The following is a 17983-nucleotide window of genomic DNA, read 5'->3' on the forward strand; positions in this document are numbered from 1 at the left end:
CAGTCGGGTGGCAGCGTGTCGGGCATGTCCCCGCTGCGCACCGCCCAACTGGCCGGGGAGCAGCAGGCCGCCCGGATCGCCGACCTGGCCCCGCGGCGTTCGTGCTGCCGTCCGCGGACGGGATGTCAGTCCTTGATCTCGCAGAGGAGGGCACCCGAGGAGACGGAGGAGCCGACGTCCGCGGTGAGGCCCTTGATGGTGCCGGCGCGGTGGGCGTTGATGGGCTGCTCCATCTTCATCGCCTCCAGCACCACGACGAGGTCGCCCTCGTTGACGTGCTGGCCCTCCTCGACGGCGATCTTGACGATCGTGCCCTGCATCGGGGAGGTCAGGGAGTCACCGGAGGCGGCGGAGCCGGCCTTCTTGGTGGCGCGGCGCTTGGGGCGGGCACCGCCGGCGGCGGCGGTGCGGGCCAGGGTCATGCCCAGCGAGGCGGGCAGGGAGACCTCCAGCCGCTTGCCGCCGACCTCGACCACCACGGTCTCGCGGCCGGGCTCGGCGTCCTCCTCGGCGTCGGCCGGGGCGGCGAAGGGCTTGATGTCGTTGACGAACTCGGTCTCGATCCACCGGGTGTGGACGGTGAAAGGACCGGGCTTGCCGTGGACCTCGGGCGCGAAGGCGGGGTCGGCGACCACCGCGCGGTGGAACGGGATGGCGGTGGCCATGCCCTCGACCTGGAACTCGGCCAGGGCGCGCGCGGCGCGCTGCAGGGCCTGCTGCCGGGTGGCGCCGGTGACGACCAGCTTGGCCAGCAGGGAGTCCCAGGCGGGGCCGATCACGCTGCCGGCCTCGACACCCGCGTCCAGACGCACACCGGGGCCGGTGGGCGCGTCGAAACGGGTGACGGTGCCGGGGGCGGGGAGGAAGCCCCGGCCGGGGTCCTCGCCGTTGATGCGGAACTCGAACGAGTGACCACGCAGCGGCGGGTCGTCGTAGCCGAGCTCCTCGCCGTCGGCGACGCGGAACATCTCGCGGACCAGGTCGATGCCGGTGACCTCCTCGGTGACCGGGTGCTCGACCTGCAGACGGGTGTTCACCTCCAGGAAGGAGATGGTGCCGTCCGTGCCGACCAGGAACTCGCAGGTGCCGGCACCGACGTAGCCGGCCTCCTTGAGGATGGCCTTGGACGCCGCGTACAGCTGGGCGTTCTGCTCCGGGGTCAGGAAGGGCGCGGGGGCCTCCTCCACCAGCTTCTGGTGGCGGCGCTGCAGGGAGCAGTCCCGGGTGGAGACGACCACGACGTTGCCGTGGCTGTCGGCCAGGCACTGGGTCTCCACGTGCCGGGGCTTGTCGAGGTAACGCTCGACGAAGCACTCGCCGCGGCCGAAGGCGGCGACGGCCTCGCGGACGGCCGACTCGTACAGCTCGGGGACCTCGTCCAGGGTTCGGGCGACCTTCAGTCCGCGGCCGCCGCCGCCGAAGGCGGCCTTGATCGCGATCGGCAGGCCGTGCTCGCGCGCGAACGCCACGACCTCGTCGGCGCCCGACACGGGGTCGGGGGTGCCGGCGACCAGGGGCGCTCCGGCGCGCTGGGCGATGTGGCGGGCGGCGACCTTGTCGCCGAGGTCACGGATGGCCTGCGGCGGGGGACCAATCCAGGTGAGCCCGGCGTCCAGGACGGCCTGGGCGAAGTCGGCGTTCTCCGACAGGAAGCCGTAGCCGGGGTGGACGGCGTCGGCCCCGGACTCGGCTGCGGCCGCCAGCACCTTGGAGATGTCCAGGTAACTGGTGGCCGGGGTGTCACCGCCCAGCGCGTACGCCTCGTCGGCCACGCGCACATGCAGCGCGTCCCGGTCCGGCTCCGCGTAGACGGCCACGCTGGCGATCCCGGCATCCCGGCAGGCACGGGCGACGCGGACTGCGATTTCACCGCGGTTGGCGATGAGCACCTTGCGCACGATGGCTCCCTCCTTGAAACAAGCAGAGTTTAGGTACTGGCGACACTTCGTGCCGAGGCACCCCTGGGGGTGAGCTTGCCCACACGGAGGGTGATACGGGCCCCCAATCGAGACCCGGATGCCTTGGCTTCCTACGGTAAAGCCCCATTTATCCCGGTGCTTGAGGCCCTGGGGTGTGGGCCGGGTCACCGTCCTCCACCGTGACCGACGTGGCGCTTTTTTTGTGGGAACTCCACGAAGGCCCGGGGAAATCTTTGCCGGACCGGCGCCCCATACGGGTGGCGCCGCGCGGACTCTTGCCGCAACTCCTACCCGTTAGTAGCGTTCGGCCCACGAAATACCGCCGGTAATGGGGTCCTGGGACAGGGGGCGCGGAGTGCGCAGAAGTGTCGCCGTGACGGCGGCTGTGTTGTTGGTCCTGGAGGCGTTCGGCTTCGCCTTCGTCAACTGGATCATGGGCATAGCCGTGCGCCACCAGCAGATGTCCCTGGCCGGGCTCGATCCGGACGCCATGGCGGTGGGCGCGTGGGCGGCCGGTGTGCTGATGGCGCTCTTCCTCATCGGCTGCGCCGTCGTCCTCGTCCGCATGGCGCAGCGCGACCGGGCGCCGGGCCGCTTCGGCCGGATCGTGCTCATCGTGTGCGCGGTGACCCACGCGGTCCTGGGCGCGGGCCTGGCGGCCCCGGTCGGCTGGGCCGCGTTCGTGGGGATGATGGTGATCCTGGGGTTCGTGGTGCTCGCCCTGGTGCTCTACGCGGGGGAGGAGGCCCCGGCCTCCGGTCCGGCCCCGGGTCCGGCCTCCGGTTCGGGCGACGAGCCCGGCGGGAGCACGCCCCCGCCGCCGGTGGCCCCCGCCGCCGTCTGAGCGGGCCGGCCGGGCCGGCCGGCCGGTCCGGTCAGACCCAGAAGTCGGTGATGCGCAGGTCCAGCTCGGCGAGCAGACGGCGCAGCAGCGGGAGCGAGATGCCGATGACGTTGCCGTGGTCGCCCTCGATGCCTTCGACGAACGGCGCGGAACGGCCGTCGAGGGTGAAGGCGCCGGCCACGTGCAGCGGCTCGCCCGAGGCGACGTAGGCGGCGATCTCGTCGTCGTCCGGGGTGCCGAACCGCACCGTGGTGGAGGCGGTGGCCGAGACCCGGCGGCCGGTGGCGAGGTCGATGACGCAGTGGCCGGTCCGCAGCACACCGGAGCGGCCGCGCATGGACTTCCAGCGGGCCGTGGCGTCCTCGGCGTCGACCGGCTTGCCCAGCGCCTGGCCGTCCAGGTCCAGGACGGAGTCGCAGCCGACGACCACCTCGCCGTCGGAGAGCTGGGCGGCGACCACCGAGGCCTTGGCCTCGGCCAGCACCCGGGCCAGCTCGGCGGGGGTGTCCGCGCTGATCGCGTCCTCGTCGACGCCGCTGACGACGACCCGCGGGTCGAGCCCGGCCTGCTTCAGCAGTCCCAGGCGCGCGGGGGAGGCGGAGGCGAGGACGAGCGGGCGGGGGCTGCGGCTGCTGTCGGTCATGCCCGTCATCGTAGTCAGCCGCGCCAGGCCACCAGGGCCGTGATCAGGGGGACGGCGACGGCGATCACGATCATCGCGCGGCGCAGCATCGCCTGCGCCTGCCGCATCTCCTCGGGCGGTTCGTCGGACGGGTCTGACCACAGCATGCCGTCCAGGTTGCGCCGTGGCGGACGCCCGCGCCTGAGTACGGATACTCAGGCGCGGGCGGGCATGCGGACCATTTCCGTCCGCTCCGTGCTCAGTGCGGCCAGTAGGTGGCGCGCCAGGCCGCCGGCGCCGGGCGCAGCATCCGCCCGGGGACGTTGCGCGCGGGGGAGGCCCACTCGTCGGACGCCCGCGGGCCGTCGGCGGGCCCCGCGGCCGCCGCGGCCCGGGCCTGGACGAGGGCCACGACGGCCGCCAGCTCCTCGGGGGTCGGGTTGCCCCGTTCGACCTTGATCACCATGGCTGGGCGCGCTCCTTACAGGGGGATGTTGCCGTGCTTCTTGGGGGGCAGGCTCTCGCGCTTGTTGCGCAGCGTCCGCAGCGCCTTCACCAGGTGCGTGCGGGTCTCCGAGGGCAGGATCACGCCGTCGACGTAGCCGCGCTCCGCGGCGACGTAGGGGTTGAGCAGGGTGTCCTCGTACTCCTGCATCAGCTGGGCGCGCAGCGCCTCCGCCTCCTCCGGGGAGCCCGCCTCGGCCAGGGTGCGGCGGTGCAGGATGTTGACGGCGCCCTGGGCGCCCATGACGGCGATCTGGGCGGTCGGCCAGGCCAGGTTGAGGTCGGCGCCGAGGTGCTTGGAGCCCATGACGTCGTAGGCGCCGCCGAACGCCTTGCGCGTGATGACGGTGATCAGCGGGACGGTCGCCTCGGCGTACGCGTAGATCAGCTTGGCGCCGCGCCGGATGATGCCGTTCCACTCCTGGTCGGTGCCGGGCAGGAAGCCGGGCACGTCGACGAAGGTGACGACCGGGACGTTGAAGCTGTCGCAGGTGCGGACGAAACGCGCCGCCTTCTCGCTGGCGTTGATGTCCAGGCACCCGGCGAACTGCATCGGCTGGTTGGCGACGACGCCGACCGGGTGGCCCTCGATCCGGCCGAAGCCGGTCACGATGTTGGGCGCGAACAGCGCCTGGGTCTCCAGGAACTCGCCGTCGTCCAGGACGTGCTCGATGACCTGGTGCATGTCGTACGGCTGGTTCGCCGAGTCCGGGATCAGGGTGTCGAGCTCGAGGTCCTCCGCCGACACCTCCGGCTCCGCCTCCTGCGGGAAGGCCGGGGCCTCCTGGAGGTTGTTGGACGGCAGGTAGGACAGCAGCGCCTTGACGTACTCGATGGCGTCCTTCTCGTCGCCGGCCATGTGGTGCGCGTTGCCGGAGACGGTGTTGTGCGAACGGGCGCCGCCCAGTTCCTCGAAGCCGACGTCCTCACCGGTGACGGTCTTGATGACGTCCGGGCCGGTGATGAACATGTGCGAGGTCTGGTCGACCATCACCACGAAGTCGGTGATGGCGGGGGAGTAGACCGCGCCGCCCGCGCAGGGGCCCAGGATGAGCGAGATCTGCGGGATGACGCCGGACGCGTGGGTGTTGCGGCGGAAGATCTCGCCGTACAGGCCGAGCGAGGTGACGCCCTCCTGGATGCGCGCGCCGCCGGAGTCGTTGATGCCGATGACCGGGCAGCCGGTCTTCAGCGCCCAGTCCATGACCTTGACGATCTTCTCGCCGTAGACCTCGCCGAGCGCGCCGCCGAACACGGTGAAGTCCTGCGAGAAGACCGCCACCGGGCGGCCGTCCACCGTGCCGTAGCCGGTGACGACGCCGTCCCCGTAGGGGCGGTTCTTCTCCAGGCCGAAGTTGGTCGAGCGGTGCCGGGCCAGCTCGTCCAGTTCGACGAAGGAGCCGTCGTCCAGCAGCAGTTCGATGCGCTCACGCGCGGTCAGCTTGCCCTTGGCGTGCTGCTTCTCCACCGCGCGCGCCGAGCCGGCGTGGGTCGCCTCGTCAACGCGGCGGCGCAGGTCCGCGAGCTTCCCCGCGGTGGTGTGGATGTCGATCTCCGGCTCGGCCATGGGAGGCGGCTCTCCTGCTCTCGTCGGGTCGTTCTGAGGGTGTGACGTGACTGGCGAGTAATGCTGTTTTCGTAGCGTAACCGCGCGGATGCTGCCCGGTCAGTGCGGCGTTGGCCACACTCCACTCCCAGGGTCCGCCTTCCCGGCCGCCGCGTCGTCCCGGGCCCTGGCGGGCGCGTCCACGGCGATCCGGAGGGCAGACCCTACGCTGGGAGGTATGACCTCGAACCGCTGGTCCGACCTCGAGCGGCCGCCGCTCAACGCGGCCGCCCTGCGCCGCGCGATCGTCACCCCCGACAGCCTGTGGACCGACCTGGACGTGGTCGGCTCCACCGGCTCCACCAACAGCGACCTGGGCGCCCGGGCCCGGGAGGGCGCCGCCGAGGGCGCGGTGCTGGTCGCCGAGGAGCAGTCCGCGGGGCGCGGCCGCCTGGACCGCCAGTGGCGGGCCCCCGCCCGCTCCGGGCTGTTCTTCTCCGTGCTGTTGCGGCCGGCCTCCGTCCCGCCCCGGCGCTGGGGCTGGCTGCCCCTGCTGGCCGGTGTGGCGACGGCCACCGCCGTGGCACGGACGGCGGGCGTGGACACCGGGCTGAAGTGGCCCAACGACGTGCTCGTCACCGTCGACGGCGAGGAACGGAAGACCGGCGGCATCCTCGCCGAGCGCGTCGGCGACGACGCCGTGGTGATCGGCATCGGCCTCAACGTCACCCTCCGCGAGGAGGAGCTGCCGGTCCCGGCCGCGGGCTCGCTCATGCTCGCCGGGGCCAAGGTCACCGACCGCGACCCGCTGCTGCGCGCGGTGCTGCGTTCCCTGGCCGACTGGTACGGCGAGTGGCTGCGCGCCGACGGCGATCCGGCCGGCTCCCGGCTGCAGCAGGCGTACGCCGCCGGCTGCGTGACGCTCGGCCGCACCGTGCGCGCCGAACTCCCCGGCGGGGGCGAGGTCGGCGGGCGGGCGGTGGCCGTCGACGACGACGGGCGGCTGGTCGTCGCGACCGGCGAGGGCGAGCGGGCGGTCGCCGCGGGCGACGTCGTCCACGTGCGGCCGGCGGGACAGTGAGCCAGGCCACACCTGCCGTATTGTTGAGGCGGCAGCCTCCGACGCGGTGATCGGAAGGGCCGGTGCGCAGGGACCCAGGAGGGGGCGGGCGGTGACCGTGGACGACGCGAGCGACCTCCCGCCGCACGAGGAGCCGGGGGGGCCTCGTCGCGAACAGGCGGAACACGAGGAGCGCGACGAGCGCGAGGAGCCCGAGGAACGGGGCGGATCCACCCGGTCCCACGCCATCGAAGAGGACCCGATCGCACTGCGCCTGGAGCACCTGATCCTGGGCTCCGGACGGCACTACACACCTTTTCAGGCGGCCCGCAGCGCCGGCGTCTCGATGGACCTCGCCGCCCGGTTCTGGCGCGCGATGGGCTTCGCCGACATCGGCCAGGCACGCGCGTTGACCGAGGCCGACGTCCTGGCGCTGCGCCGCCTGGCGGGTCTGGTCGAGGCCGGGCTGATCAGCGAGAGCACGGCGATCCAGGTCGCCCGCTCCACCGGCCAGACCACGGCCCGGCTGGCCGAGTGGCAGACCGACTCCTTCCTGGAGGAGCTCACCGAGCCGCCCGAACCCGGCATGACCCGGGGCGAGGTGGCGTATCCGCTGGTCGAGCTGCTGCTGCCGGAGCTGGAGGAGTTCCTCACCTACGTGTGGCGGCGCCAGCTGGCCGCCGCCACCAGCCGGGTCGTCCGCTCGGACGACGAGGAGGCCGTCGACCGCCGGCTGGCGGTCGGCTTCGCCGACCTCGTCGGCTTCACCCGGCTCACCCGGCGGCTGGAGGAGGAGGAACTCGGCGAGCTGGTCGAGGCCTTCGAGACCACGGCCGCCGACCAGGTGGCCGCGCACGGCGGACGGCTCATCAAGACCCTCGGTGACGAAGTGCTGTTCGTCGCGGACGACGCCGGCACGGCCGCCGAGATCGGCATGCGGCTGATCGAGACGATGAACGGCGACGAGACGATGCCGGCGCTGCGCGTCGGCATGGCCTTCGGCACCGTCACGACCCGCATGGGCGACGTTTTCGGCACCACGGTGAACCTGGCGAGCCGGCTGACCTCGATAGCGCCACGGGACGCGGTGCTCGTCGACGGCGAGCTGGCGCAGGCGCTCGTCGCGGCGGGCGAGGCACCCGAGTCGGAGGCGGAGCTCGAGCCCGGGTCGGAGGAGAAGTACCGCTTCGGGCTGCAGCCCATGTGGCGGCGGCCGGTGCGCGGTCTCGGCGTGGTCGAGCCCTGGCTGCTGAACCGCCGCGGCGGCTGAGCGGGCACGCCCACTACGCTGGCGGTCGACGGTTCACGATCGTTAACAGCGACCCGGAGGTGGCGGCGCGATGGCCGAGCAGCGGTTTGGCGAGTGGGTGGCGGTACGCAGGCACGGTGACGCCGGGCGGGTGGCGGAACTGGTGCTGGACCGGCCCAAGGCGATGAACGCCATCTCGACGGACATGGCCCGGGCGGTCACCGAGGCGTGCGCGGCGCTGTCCGCCGACCGGTCGGTCAGCTGTGCCGTGCTCACCTCGACCCACGAGCGGGCGTTCTGCGTGGGCGCCGACCTGAAGGAGCGCAACTCCTTCACCGACGCCGACCTCGCGCGGCAGCGCCCGTACACGCGGGCCGCCTACACGGCCGTGCTGGAACTGCCGATGCCGTCCGTGGCCTCGGTGCACGGCTTCGCCCTCGGCGGCGGGTACGAGCTGGCGCTGGCGTGCGACGTGATCGTCGCCGACCCGACGGCCGTCGTGGGGCTGCCGGAGGTCACGGTGGGCGTGATCCCCGGTGGCGGCGGCACGCAGTTGCTGCCGCGCCGGGTGGGCGCGGCCCGGGCGGCGCAGCTGATCTTCACCGGGCGCCGGGTGCCCGCGGCGGAGGCGCTGGCGCTGGGTCTGGTGGACGTGCTCGCGGAGCAGGGGCAGGACCGCGTGGAGGCGCTCGGCCTGGCCTCGCGGATCGCCGGGAACTCGCCGGTGGGCCTGCGTGCGGCCAAGCGGGCGCTGCGGCTGGGCCAGGGCACCGACCTGCGGACCGGGCTGGACGTCGAGGACGCCGCGTGGCGCACGGTCGCCTTCTCCGGGGACCGCACCGAGGGTGTCGCGGCCTTCAACGAGAAGCGCGACCCGGTGTGGCCGGGTGAGTGATTGAGGCGGAAAACGACCGCGCCGACGGGCGCGTAACGTGCGGGGCCGTGCGAACGTCGCAAACTGGTAAAAAGTCTGCGGGCGACAGGAGACGGGCGCATGAACGGCACCGGCGGGGACGCTCGACTGCGCGCCGTCGCCGAACTCGCGCGGGCGGTGGCGGCGGCGAAGTCGCCCATGGAGGCGGCCGTCGCCGCCGCGTCCTCGGCGCGGATCGCCCTCGGCGGTTCCATGGCGGCGATCTCCCGCTGGGAGCGCGACCGGGGACGGCTGCGGGTGCTGGTCAACGACGGGGACCTGGCGCCCGGCGAGGAGCCGCAGCCCGTCGAGGAGGTGTACTCGGTCGCGGACTTCCCGGAGATCGTGGAGTTCCTGCACGCCAAGTGGACCGAGGGCGGCGAGCCGCACGCCTGGATCGAGACGGCCGAGGGCCCGGCGGCGGGCCGTACTGGCGCCTACTGCCACCAGCGGGTGGCCACGCTGCGGCGGCGCGGCCGCACCTCCTGCGTCGTCGCGCCGATCATGCTGCACGGGCTCGCCTGGGGCGAGCTGTACGTGGCCCGGGGCGCCGGGCGGCCGGTCTTCGACCGGGACGACGCCGAGTTCGCGACCGTGCTCGCGGCGCTCACCGCGGCCGGGATCGCCCAGACCGAGCGGCTGGCGGAGGTGCGCCGGCTGGCCTTCACCGACCCGCTGACCGGGCTGGCCAACCGGCGGGCGGTCGACCAGCGGCTGGAGGAGGCGGTGGAACGGCACCGGGCCGACGGGACCCCGGTGAGCCTGATGGTCTGCGACCTCAACGGGCTCAAACGGGTCAACGACCAGCTCGGGCACGCGGTCGGCGACCGGCTGCTGGTCGGCTTCGGCTCCGTGCTGTCGCTGTGCGGGGCGGCACTGGAGGGCAGCCTGGTCGCGCGGCTGGGCGGCGACGAGTTCTGCCTGCTGTCGGTCGGGCACCGCGCGGAGCAGGTCGTGGCGGTCGCCGAGGAGCTGTGCGTGCGGACCAAGTGGCTGGGGCTGGGCGACGGGGTGGCGGTCGGGGTGGCGTCCACGGACGCCGAGATCGGCGTGGTGACCTCGGGGCGCCGGCTGTTCCGGCTGGCGGACGCGGCCCAGTACCGGGCGAAGGCCCTGCACTCGGTGGAGCCGGTGGTCGCCGGGCGCGGGGCGCCCGAGGACCCGGTGGTCCGGCTCGCCGACCAGCCCGCGGGCCATGACGTGGAGCGGCGCCGCTTCCGGGGGCGGGACTGAAGCCGGCCCGGGGCCCGGGGAGCGCACCATGGGACGGGCCGGCGGGTGCGGCGGGGGCCGCGCGGAAGAGGCCCGTCGGGCACGTGACAGGTTGCGATTCAGTCCGTAGGGTTCGTGAATATGAGTATGCATAACGTGGTGATCGGGGCCCACGGGGCCGCGGCGGAGGACGTGCTGGCGGTGGCCCGCGGTGGTGCGCGGGTCGAGCTGTCGGCGGAGGCGCTGGCCGGGATCGCCGCGGCGCGCGAGGTCGTGGAGGCCCTGGCGGCGAAACCGGAGCCGGTCTACGGCGTCTCGACGGGCTTCGGCGCGCTCGCGGTGCGGCACATCAGCCCCGAGCTGCGCGTGCAGCTGCAGCGCAGCCTGGTGCGCTCGCACGCCGCCGGCATGGGCCCGCACGTGGAGCGCGAGGTGGTGCGCGCGCTGATGTTCCTGCGGCTGAAGACGCTGGCCTCCGGCCGTACCGGTGTCCGTCCGGTCGTCGCCGAGACGATGGCCGCGCTGCTCAACGCCGGCATCACCCCCGTCGTCCACGAGTACGGCTCCCTGGGCTGCTCCGGCGACCTGGCACCGCTGTCGCACTGCGCGCTGGTCCTGATGGGCGAGGGCGAGGCGGAGGGCCCCGACGGCGTCGTGCGCCCCGCCGCGGAGCTGCTGGCCGAGCACGGCATCGAGCCCGTCGAGCTGCGCGAGAAGGAGGGCCTGGCCCTCATCAACGGCACCGACGGCATGCTCGGCATGCTCGTGATGGCCATCGACGACCTGCGCCGGCTGTTCACCGCCGCCGACGTCACCGCCGCGCTGTCGATGGAGGCGCTGCTGGGCACCGACAAGGTGCTCGCCCCCGAGCTGCACGCGATCCGCCCGCACCCCGGCCAGGCGGCCAGCGCCGAGAACATGCGCCGTGTGCTCGCCGGCTCCGGGCTCACCGGGCACCACCAGGACGACGCACCGCGGGTCCAGGACGCGTACTCGATCCGCTGCGCCCCGCAGGTGGCCGGCGCCGGCCGGGACACCGTGACGCACGCCATGACGGTCGCCGACCGCGAGCTGGTCTCCGCCGTCGACAACCCGGTCGTCTTCGCTGGGGGTACCTCCCAGGCCGAAGGCTCTGGGGGAGGGAGGGTGGAGTCCAACGGCAACTTCCACGGCGCCCCCGTCGCCTACGTGCTGGACTTCCTGGCCATCGCGGCGGCCGACCTCGGGTCGATAGCGGAGCGGCGCACCGACCGGCTGCTGGACAAGAGCCGTTCGCACGGCCTGCCCGCCTTCCTGGCCGACGACCCGGGCGTGGACTCCGGCCTGATGATCGCCCAGTACACGCAGGCCGCGCTGGTCAGCGAGAACAAGCGGCTCGCGGTCCCGGCCTCGGTGGACTCCATCCCGTCCTCGGCGATGCAGGAGGACCACGTGTCGATGGGCTGGTCGGCCGCGCGCAAGCTGCGGCAGGCGGTGGACAACCTGGCCCGGATCGTGGCGGTCGAGCTGATGGCCGCGTCGCGCGCCGTCGAGCTGCGCGTGCAGGGCAGCGAGGTACTGGTGGCCGCCCCGGCGACCCAGGCCGTGCTGAAGGCGGCGCGCGAGGCCGGAGTGGGCGGCCCCGGTCCGGACCGCTTCCTGTCCCCGGACCTGGAGGCGGCGTACGACTTCGTGCGCGGCGGCGGTCTGGTGGCGGCGGCCGAGTCGGTCACCGGCCCGCTCGCCTGACCCCCACCCCGACACCGACACCGCCCCGGCCTCCGGCCGGGGCGGGCGGGTTCCGGGGCGGCAGTGCCTAGTACATCTCGCGGGCGCGGCGGCTCGCGTTGATCACGAGCGCCGCGCCCAGGCCGAGGAAGGCGGTCCCGCCGACCAGGTACGGCGTGGTGTCGACGCTGCCGGTGTCCGCCAGGTGCTGTCCCGGGTCGGTGCCCGACCCGGTGGTGGCGGTGGAAACGGACGATTGCGCGCTCGTGTTCGCCGTGTGCTCGGCACTGGCGGACGCGTTGGGCACGAAGTACAGGGCGCCGAGGACGGCGGCAGCCGTGACGGCGACGAAGGCGGGTGGACGGTGCGAGGTCAACGGATCCCCCAGCGGTTGCGGCGACTTGACCGTGAAGGCCGATGGTAGTGAGACAACCGCCGCTGAGGGAAGTTCGACCCCGGAACCGGAGCTTCCGCGGGTTCGCGGAGGGCCGCCGCGGGTATCCTTCCGCGCGGAAGCGGACTGCCTGCGCAACGGGGGCCGTTCCCCCGCATACGCTCCGTCACATGAGCACTACTGACATCCCCACCGGGGAGAGCGGGCCGCGCTACGTGCGGCTCCAGGTGGAGCTGGTCCTGGAGATCACCGGGTCCGGCGAGCTGACCGACGCCGCGCTGGACCAGATCGGCGGCGACGAGTACATGCCGGACGACGAGCGGCAGCACGCCGAGGCGTCGGTGCGGCAGGACGAGTCGGAGGCGCTGGCCTACCTGGTCGATCCGTTCGACCTGGTCACCAGCGTGCCGGGGATCGAACTGGTGCAAGCGTCCTGGTCCTGTGCCCACACCGAGTACGACCCCGACTCCGACGAGTGGGACCTCTACGACGACGAGGTGGACGACGAGGTGGACGACGAGGCGGACGAAGCCGACATCGAGGAGGAGGAACCGCAGGGACGCTGAACGCGTCTTCGGCAGTGCGTGACTCACCCGCCCCGGGCCCCTCACGGGTCCGGGGTTTCGCACGGGCCGCGTGACCGCGCCCATGTCACGTGCGTCACGCACGTGTTCTTCCCCACACTTCCCGGGGTGGGGGAACGGACCAAAGACCCTGGCAGTTCCTGGACGTACGAGTGAGGCTCGATCGAGGGCCGTGGCCCGCGACGCACGCGGGCCGGGGGAAACGCGTACCGGAAGACATTGGAGATCTGTGTGAAGCGCGCCGAGACCGGCACAGCCACCGACACGAGTCCCTCGCGCAAGCGGCGAGCCGGGCTGGCAGCTCTGGCGCTGCTCGCCGTCGGGGCGATCTCGCTGACCGCCTGCGGGGGGGACAAGGCGGGCACGGCCGGTTCCGACAACAACGCCAAGTCGCAGGCCTCGGTCGACGAGCAGGCGGCCAAGGACTCCTCGGACGCCCGAATATCGATCACCCCGAAGACCGGCGCCAGCGACGTCAGCATCAACACGGGCGCCAAGGTGCAGGTGACCGACGGTGAGCTCACCAGCGTCACCATGACCTCGGTCGCCGACGGCTCCGCCGTCAAGGGCACGATCTCCGCGGACGGCTCGAGCTGGGCGCCCGACGGCCCGCTGAAGCGGGAGACCCAGTACAAGATCGCCGCCAAGGCGGAGGACGGCAAGGGCCGCAAGGCCGCCGAGAACTCCACCTTCACCACGGTCACCTCCGCGCACAGCTTCATCGGCTACTACACGCCCGAGAACGGCCAGACCGTCGGCGTGGGCATGCCGGTCTCGATCAACTTCACCAAGGCGATCGAGGACAAGAAGGCCGTCCAGTCGGCGATCGCGGTGACCTCCAGCAGCGGCCAGGAGGTCGTCGGCCACTGGTTCAACTCCACCCGGCTCGACTTCCGCCCCGAGTCCTACTGGCAGGCCGGCTCCACCGTCACGCTCAAGCTGAACCTCGACGGCGTCGAGGGCTCCTCCGGCATCTACGGCGTCCAGGACAAGACCGTCAGCTTCAAGATCGGCCGCAGCCAGGTCTCGACGGTCGACGCCTCGACCCACCGGATGAAGGTCGTGCGCGACGGCAAGGTCATCCGCAACATCCCGATCTCCGCCGGCTCGGACGAGAACACCACCTACAACGGCCAGATGGTGATGTCGGAGAAGTTCACCGAGACCCGGATGAACGGCGCCACGGTCGGTTTCACCGACGACGACGGCAAGGGCGAGTACGACATCAAGGACGTGCCGCACGCCATCCGCCTGACCACGTCCGGCACCTTCATCCACGGCAACTACTGGGGCGCCGACTCGGTGTTCGGCGCCGTCAACACCAGCCACGGCTGCGTGGGCCTGAACGACACCAAGGGCGCCAAGGACACCTCCACCGACGCCTACTGGTTCTACACGAACTCGATCGTCGGCGACGTCGTGATCGTGAAGAACTCCAAGGACAAGACCGTCGACCCGGCGAACGGCCTCAACGGCTGGAACATGAACTGGAGCGCCTGGAAGGCCGGCAGCGCGGTCTGAGACCGCTCCCGCCCCGGACGGCGACAGGGGCCCGGAACCATGAGGTTCCGGGCCCCTGTGGCGTCCTTCGCGCCCTCCTCGCGCGGGCCGTCAGTCCTTCGTGCCGTCCACGATGACCGGGGAGCCGTTCGCGCCCGTGCCGCAGGGAACCGCGTACACGGGATTGGACTTCGCGGCCTCGCGGTAGGCGTCCAGGCACTGGTTGTACAGCACCTTGTCGCTCAGCGACCGCGCGATGATCCGGTTGGCGCTCGCGATGCCCTCCGCCTCGATCCGCTTGCGCTCCGCCTCGGCCTTGGCCGTCCTGGACGCCTCGACGGCCCGCTCGGTGGCCTGCTGCTGCTGGATCTTCTTGTCGATCTGCTCCTGCAACTGGTCGGAGGGCCGCACGTTGCGCAGGTTCACCGCGGTGACGTCGATGCCGCGCGGGGCGAGGCGCTGCTTGATCAGGGCGTCGATCTCCGACCCGATCCGCTCGCGGGCGGAGGCGTACCCCTCCTCGCTGCTGTGCTTGGCGAAGACGTTGCGGATGATCTCGCGGCTGTCCGGCATCACCAGCCGCGACTGGATGGCCTCCTCGTTGCCCGCCAGCCGGTAGAGCTCGACGGCCTTGGCGGGCACCACGGCCCACTTGATGGTCACGTCGGCGTAGAGCACCCCGCCCTGCGAGGAGCGCACCTCGACCACGTCCTTGTCATGCAGATCGAGGTCGACCGGGCGCGTGGAGAACGACGTGACGTCGGTGAACGGCGACCTGAAGTGGATGCCGGAGGTCAGCGGGGAGCCGACCTTGCCGAAGGTCACCGGGACGCCGACCTCGTAGGCGCTCACGACGTGGACGCACGCGAAGACGCCGGCCAGCACGCCCGCCAGGGCGCTGAGCGCCGCTCCCAGCTTCCAGCCGACGGAGCTCTGGCCCCGGGCGACGAAGAACAGCACGACCGCCGCCGTGAGCAGCAGGATGGACAGCACGAACACAGGGATCCCCCTCCGGAACACGGACCGGCGCCGCCCCCCGGCCGCGCCGCGCAGCGCATCGTAACGGCCCGAGGTGACGGTTCCGTACCTCGTGTGACGAGCTGTGACGAGCCGTTGCGAGGCTGTCGCCGGGTCCGGACGCGGGCCCTGGCGGGGCGGCGCCCCGGCGGGCTACCGCGTCCGCAGCGCCTGGGGGTCGTCCAGGACGGAGCGCACCACGCTGTACGCCGCCCCGAGCAGCACGCCCTCGCGGCCCAGCCGGGACACCCGCACGGCGTCCGTGCGCCATTGACGGTCCGTCACGCGGCGGCCCAGCTCGCGTTCGACGGCCGAGCGCAGCCACGGCGCCAGCGAGGCCAGGGTGCCGCCCAGCACGACGGCCTGCGGGTCCAGCAGGTTGACCGCGCCGCTCAGCGCGATCCCGAAGGCCTGCCCGGCGGCCGCGAGCGCCTTCAACGCCGCCGGGTCCCCCTCCACGGCGGCCGCCTGGAGGGCCTTGAGCGCGTCCGGCCGCTCCGGGGCGATGCCCGCGGCCCGCAGCACGGCCTCCTCGCCCGCGTACTGCTCCAGGCAGCCGCGGGCCCCGCAGGAGCAGCGCGGGCCCGTCGGGTGCACGGGCACGTGGCCGAGCTCCCCGGCGAAGCCGCGCGCGCCGCGGAACAGCCGGCCGTCGACGACCAGCGCCGCGCCGATGCCGATCTCCGCCGAGACGTGCACGAAGTCGGTGACGCCCTCGTGGCCGCCCAGCCAGAGCTCGGCGAGGGCGCCGAGGTTGGCCTCGTTCTCGACGGTGACCGGGATGCGGGCTCCGGCCAGGCCGTCGGCCCCTGCCCGGTCGAACCAGCCCGCGGCGTCGACGTCCTCCCAGCCGAGGTTCGGCGCCCGCATCACGACCTGCCGGTCCCGGCCGACCAGGCCCGGCACGGCGAGCGTCAGTCCGGCCGCGCTCAGTCCGGCGGCCCGCGCCTCCTGCCGCACCTCGCCGACGAGCGCCGCGAGTTCGCGCAGCACCTCCGGCGCCGGACGGCCGCGGTTGTCCGCCTCGACGCGGGCCCGGGCGCGCACGGTGCCGCGCAGGTCGACCGCGACGGCGGCGAGGTGGTCCACCCCGACCTCGGCGCCGAGGCCCGCCGGACCGGTGTCGTTCAGCGCCAGGGCGGTGCCGGGGCGGCCGACCGTGCCGGGGCGCTGGGTGCCCAGCTCCACCAGCAGGCCGGCCGCGAGCAGCTCGTCGACGAGGGTCGACACGGTGGCCCGGGTCAGCCCGACCTCGGCGGCGACGGCCGCGCGCGAGACCTCGCCGTGCTCCGCCACGGCTCGCATCACCAGCGCCAGATTCCGCCGTCGCAACCCCGCCTGCGACCCCGGCCCTTCCGCCACGCCCCGGTCCCCTTCCGCTCTCGTCCGTCATCCGTCCTGGTCAACGTCGTCCTGCCCCCACCCTCGCACGCCCCGCCCGGCGGCCGGACCCCGGGCGGGGCGACGGGCTCACCGCACGTCGAAGGAGTCGGCCAGCGCCGCCGCGAGGCGGTCGAGCGCGGCGTCGTCGCGCGGGACGGGGTCGTAGGAGGGGCCGGCCGTGGTGTCCCAGCGGCGGGCGACGGCCTGCGGGGACTCCCCGGTGAGCAGGCCGGCGGCCTGCGCGGCCGCGCCCAGCGCGACCAGCTCGTCCGCGACGGGGATCCGGACGGCCCGTCCCGACAGACGGCGTACGGTCTCCCGCCACGCCGTGCCGCGGGCGCCGCCGCCGATGAGCAGCAGGGGCTCGTCGGAGGTGGTGCCGTCGACCGCGAGCACCTGGTCGAGTGCGGTGAGCAGGGCGTACGCCGCGCCGTCGTACGCGGCCTGGAGGATTTGCCCGGGGGTGGTGTCGTGCCGCAGCCCGGTGAGCAGCCCGGAGGCGTACGGCAGGTTGGGGGTGCGCTCGCCGTCGAGGAAGGGCAGCAGGACCGTGCCGCCGCCCGGCTCGACCGCCTCCCGGTCCAGGGAGAGCAGCCCCGCGATCTTGTCGACGGCGAGGGTGCAGTTGAGGGTGCAGGCCAGCGGCAGCCAGTCGCCGTGCCCGCCCGCGAAGCCGGCGACGATGCCGGTGGGGTCGGTGGGCCGGGTGGCGGCGGGGGTGTAGACCGTGCCGGAGGTGCCGAGGCTCAGCGCGGGCTGACCGGGGAGGAGCCCGAGGCCGAGGGCCGCGGCGGCGTTGTCGCCGGTGCCCGCGCCGACCAGGACGCCCTCGCGCAGCGGCAGCCCGGGCAGGGTGACCCCCGCAGCCTCGCCGGGGCCGAGGACCCGGGGCAGCAGGGCCGGGTCGAGGCCGATCTCGGCGAGCAGGGCCTCGTCGTACGTCTCGGTGTCGGTGGCCCACCAGCCGGTGCCGGAGGCGTCGCCCCGGTCGGTGACGCCGGCGCCGCCGAGCCGTTCGGTGAGGAAGTCGTGCGGGAGGCGCACGGCCGCGGCGGCCTTGGCGGTCTCCGGCTCGTGCTCGGTGAGCCAGGCCCACTTGGTCACGGTGAAGCTCGTGCCGGGCACGCTGCCGAAGCGCTCCGCCCAGTACGCGGCGCCGTGCCGCTCCACCAGCGCGGCGGCCTGCGGGGCGGACCGCACGTCGTTCCAGAGCAGGGCGGGCCGCAGGGGCCGGCCGACCGGGTCGAGGACGACCAGGCCGTGCTGCTGGCCGCCGACCGAGATGGCGTCGGCGCGCTCCGCGTACGGCCCGATCTGGGCGAGCGCGGCGCCGAGCGCACGCCACCACACCTCGGGGTCGGTTTCGCGGCCCGCGCCCTCACTCACCGTGTGCCGGGCCTGTCCCCTGGCCAGCACCTCGCCCGTCTCCACGTCGACTGCGAGCACCTTGGTCGACTGGGTGGAGCTGTCCACACCCAGCGCGATCGGTCCGTTACCCATCCTGCGGCTCCCTTCACAAAGCGGCGATG

Annotated in this window: 17 protein-coding genes; 8 read left to right on the forward strand and 9 right to left on the reverse strand. The window is 73.3% G+C overall.

What is annotated here, in order from left to right; translation table 11 throughout:
- Positions 1 to 125: 125 nt before the first annotated feature.
- Positions 126 to 1898: an acetyl/propionyl/methylcrotonyl-CoA carboxylase subunit alpha gene (locus PV410_RS21160; RefSeq protein ID WP_499513631.1), complete on the reverse strand. Its 1773-nt coding sequence runs from the start codon at positions 1896 to 1898 to the stop codon at positions 126 to 128.
- A gap of 394 nt (positions 1899 to 2292) precedes the next feature.
- Here PV410_RS21160 and PV410_RS21165 point away from each other — a divergent pair, with 394 nt between their 5' ends.
- Positions 2293 to 2763, forward strand: coding sequence for a hypothetical protein (locus PV410_RS21165; RefSeq protein ID WP_500326691.1), 471 nt, complete (start codon positions 2293 to 2295; stop codon positions 2761 to 2763).
- Positions 2764 to 2794: 31 nt separating this feature from the next.
- On the opposite strand, the gene PV410_RS21170 is transcribed toward PV410_RS21165, so the two are convergent.
- The 4 genes from PV410_RS21170 to PV410_RS21185 all read right to left on the reverse strand — a co-directional run bounded on the left by PV410_RS21170 (position 2795) and on the right by PV410_RS21185 (position 5456).
- Positions 2795 to 3406: a Maf family protein gene (locus PV410_RS21170; RefSeq protein WP_500326693.1), complete on the reverse strand. Its 612-nt coding sequence runs from the start codon at positions 3404 to 3406 to the stop codon at positions 2795 to 2797.
- A gap of 14 nt (positions 3407 to 3420) precedes the next feature.
- Positions 3421 to 3552, reverse strand: a complete 132-nt coding sequence (mmpB, locus tag PV410_RS21175) for a morphogenic membrane protein MmpB (protein WP_499513634.1) — start codon at positions 3550 to 3552, stop codon at positions 3421 to 3423.
- 92 nt (positions 3553 to 3644) lie between these two features.
- Positions 3645 to 3851 (reverse strand): acyl-CoA carboxylase subunit epsilon, encoded by a 207-nt coding sequence (locus tag PV410_RS21180; protein ID WP_500326696.1) that lies wholly within the window; start codon positions 3849 to 3851, stop codon positions 3645 to 3647.
- Between the two features lie 15 nt (positions 3852 to 3866).
- Positions 3867 to 5456, reverse strand: a complete 1590-nt coding sequence (locus PV410_RS21185; RefSeq protein ID WP_500326698.1) for an acyl-CoA carboxylase subunit beta — start codon at positions 5454 to 5456, stop codon at positions 3867 to 3869.
- A 217-nt stretch (positions 5457 to 5673) separates the two neighbouring features.
- Here PV410_RS21185 and PV410_RS21190 point away from each other — a divergent pair, with 217 nt between their 5' ends.
- The 5 genes from PV410_RS21190 (at position 5674) to hutH (ending at position 11597) form a co-directional block, all read left to right on the forward strand.
- Positions 5674 to 6516: a biotin--[acetyl-CoA-carboxylase] ligase gene (locus tag PV410_RS21190; RefSeq protein ID WP_500326700.1), complete on the forward strand. Its 843-nt coding sequence runs from the start codon at positions 5674 to 5676 to the stop codon at positions 6514 to 6516.
- 226 nt (positions 6517 to 6742) lie between these two features.
- Positions 6743 to 7765 carry an adenylate/guanylate cyclase domain-containing protein gene (locus PV410_RS21195; RefSeq protein ID WP_500326834.1) on the forward strand — a complete coding sequence of 341 codons (1023 nt, stop codon included), beginning with the start codon at positions 6743 to 6745 and terminating at the stop codon, positions 7763 to 7765.
- A 70-nt stretch (positions 7766 to 7835) separates the two neighbouring features.
- Positions 7836 to 8639: an enoyl-CoA hydratase/isomerase family protein gene (locus tag PV410_RS21200; protein ID WP_500326702.1), complete on the forward strand. Its 804-nt coding sequence runs from the start codon at positions 7836 to 7838 to the stop codon at positions 8637 to 8639.
- 99 nt (positions 8640 to 8738) lie between these two features.
- A complete protein-coding gene (locus PV410_RS21205; RefSeq protein ID WP_500326704.1) occupies positions 8739 to 9890 on the forward strand; it encodes a GGDEF domain-containing protein in 1152 nt (383 codons plus the stop codon).
- 126 nt (positions 9891 to 10016) lie between these two features.
- On the forward strand, positions 10017 to 11597 hold the full coding sequence (gene hutH / locus PV410_RS21210) for a histidine ammonia-lyase (RefSeq protein WP_500326835.1): 1581 nt from the start codon (positions 10017 to 10019) through the stop codon (positions 11595 to 11597).
- Positions 11598 to 11664: 67 nt separating this feature from the next.
- Here hutH and PV410_RS21215 read toward each other — a convergent pair whose 3' ends face one another.
- Complete coding sequence (locus PV410_RS21215; RefSeq protein ID WP_500326706.1) at positions 11665 to 11952, reverse strand: hypothetical protein; 288 nt, start codon at positions 11950 to 11952, stop codon at positions 11665 to 11667.
- Positions 11953 to 12140: 188 nt separating this feature from the next.
- Between PV410_RS21215 and PV410_RS21220 the strand changes: the two genes are divergently transcribed.
- Positions 12141 to 12536 (forward strand): hypothetical protein, encoded by a 396-nt coding sequence (locus PV410_RS21220; RefSeq protein WP_500326708.1) that lies wholly within the window; start codon positions 12141 to 12143, stop codon positions 12534 to 12536.
- Between the two features lie 249 nt (positions 12537 to 12785).
- On the forward strand, positions 12786 to 14075 hold the full coding sequence (locus PV410_RS21225) for a L,D-transpeptidase (RefSeq protein ID WP_500326710.1): 1290 nt from the start codon (positions 12786 to 12788) through the stop codon (positions 14073 to 14075).
- 90 nt (positions 14076 to 14165) lie between these two features.
- On the opposite strand, the gene PV410_RS21230 is transcribed toward PV410_RS21225, so the two are convergent.
- From PV410_RS21230 to xylB, 3 genes are all read right to left on the reverse strand, one after another.
- A complete protein-coding gene (locus PV410_RS21230; RefSeq protein ID WP_500326712.1) occupies positions 14166 to 15053 on the reverse strand; it encodes a prohibitin family protein in 888 nt (295 codons plus the stop codon).
- 171 nt (positions 15054 to 15224) lie between these two features.
- Positions 15225 to 16376, reverse strand: a complete 1152-nt coding sequence (locus PV410_RS21235; protein ID WP_500326837.1) for an ROK family protein — start codon at positions 16374 to 16376, stop codon at positions 15225 to 15227.
- A gap of 165 nt (positions 16377 to 16541) precedes the next feature.
- Positions 16542 to 17954, reverse strand: a complete 1413-nt coding sequence (xylB, locus tag PV410_RS21240) for a xylulokinase (RefSeq protein ID WP_500326714.1) — start codon at positions 17952 to 17954, stop codon at positions 16542 to 16544.
- Positions 17955 to 17983: the final 29 nt, after the last annotated feature.

Source organism: Streptomyces sp. PA03-5A, from assembly GCF_033792725.1.
Taxonomy (GTDB): domain Bacteria; phylum Actinomycetota; class Actinomycetes; order Streptomycetales; family Streptomycetaceae; genus Actinacidiphila.

Excerpts from the sequence above, each read along its gene's own strand:
- mmpB (WP_499513634.1), bottom strand. The coding sequence starts at position 3,552 with ATGCTGTGGTCAGACCCGTCCGACGAACCGCCCGAGGAGATGCGGCAG.
- PV410_RS21190 (WP_500326700.1), top strand. The coding sequence starts at position 5,674 with ATGACCTCGAACCGCTGGTCCGACCTCGAGCGGCCGCCGCTCAACGCG.
- PV410_RS21220 (WP_500326708.1), top strand. The coding sequence starts at position 12,141 with ATGAGCACTACTGACATCCCCACCGGGGAGAGCGGGCCGCGCTACGTG.
- PV410_RS21205 (WP_500326704.1), top strand. The coding sequence starts at position 8,739 with ATGAACGGCACCGGCGGGGACGCTCGACTGCGCGCCGTCGCCGAACTC.
- xylB (WP_500326714.1), bottom strand. The coding sequence starts at position 17,954 with ATGGGTAACGGACCGATCGCGCTGGGTGTGGACAGCTCCACCCAGTCG.
- PV410_RS21200 (WP_500326702.1), top strand. The coding sequence starts at position 7,836 with ATGGCCGAGCAGCGGTTTGGCGAGTGGGTGGCGGTACGCAGGCACGGT.
- PV410_RS21185 (WP_500326698.1), bottom strand. The coding sequence starts at position 5,456 with ATGGCCGAGCCGGAGATCGACATCCACACCACCGCGGGGAAGCTCGCG.
- PV410_RS21170 (WP_500326693.1), bottom strand. The coding sequence starts at position 3,406 with ATGACCGACAGCAGCCGCAGCCCCCGCCCGCTCGTCCTCGCCTCCGCC.
- PV410_RS21235 (WP_500326837.1), bottom strand. The coding sequence starts at position 16,376 with ATGCGAGCCGTGGCGGAGCACGGCGAGGTCTCGCGCGCGGCCGTCGCC.
- PV410_RS21180 (WP_500326696.1), bottom strand. The coding sequence starts at position 3,851 with ATGGTGATCAAGGTCGAACGGGGCAACCCGACCCCCGAGGAGCTGGCG.
- hutH (WP_500326835.1), top strand. The coding sequence starts at position 10,017 with ATGCATAACGTGGTGATCGGGGCCCACGGGGCCGCGGCGGAGGACGTG.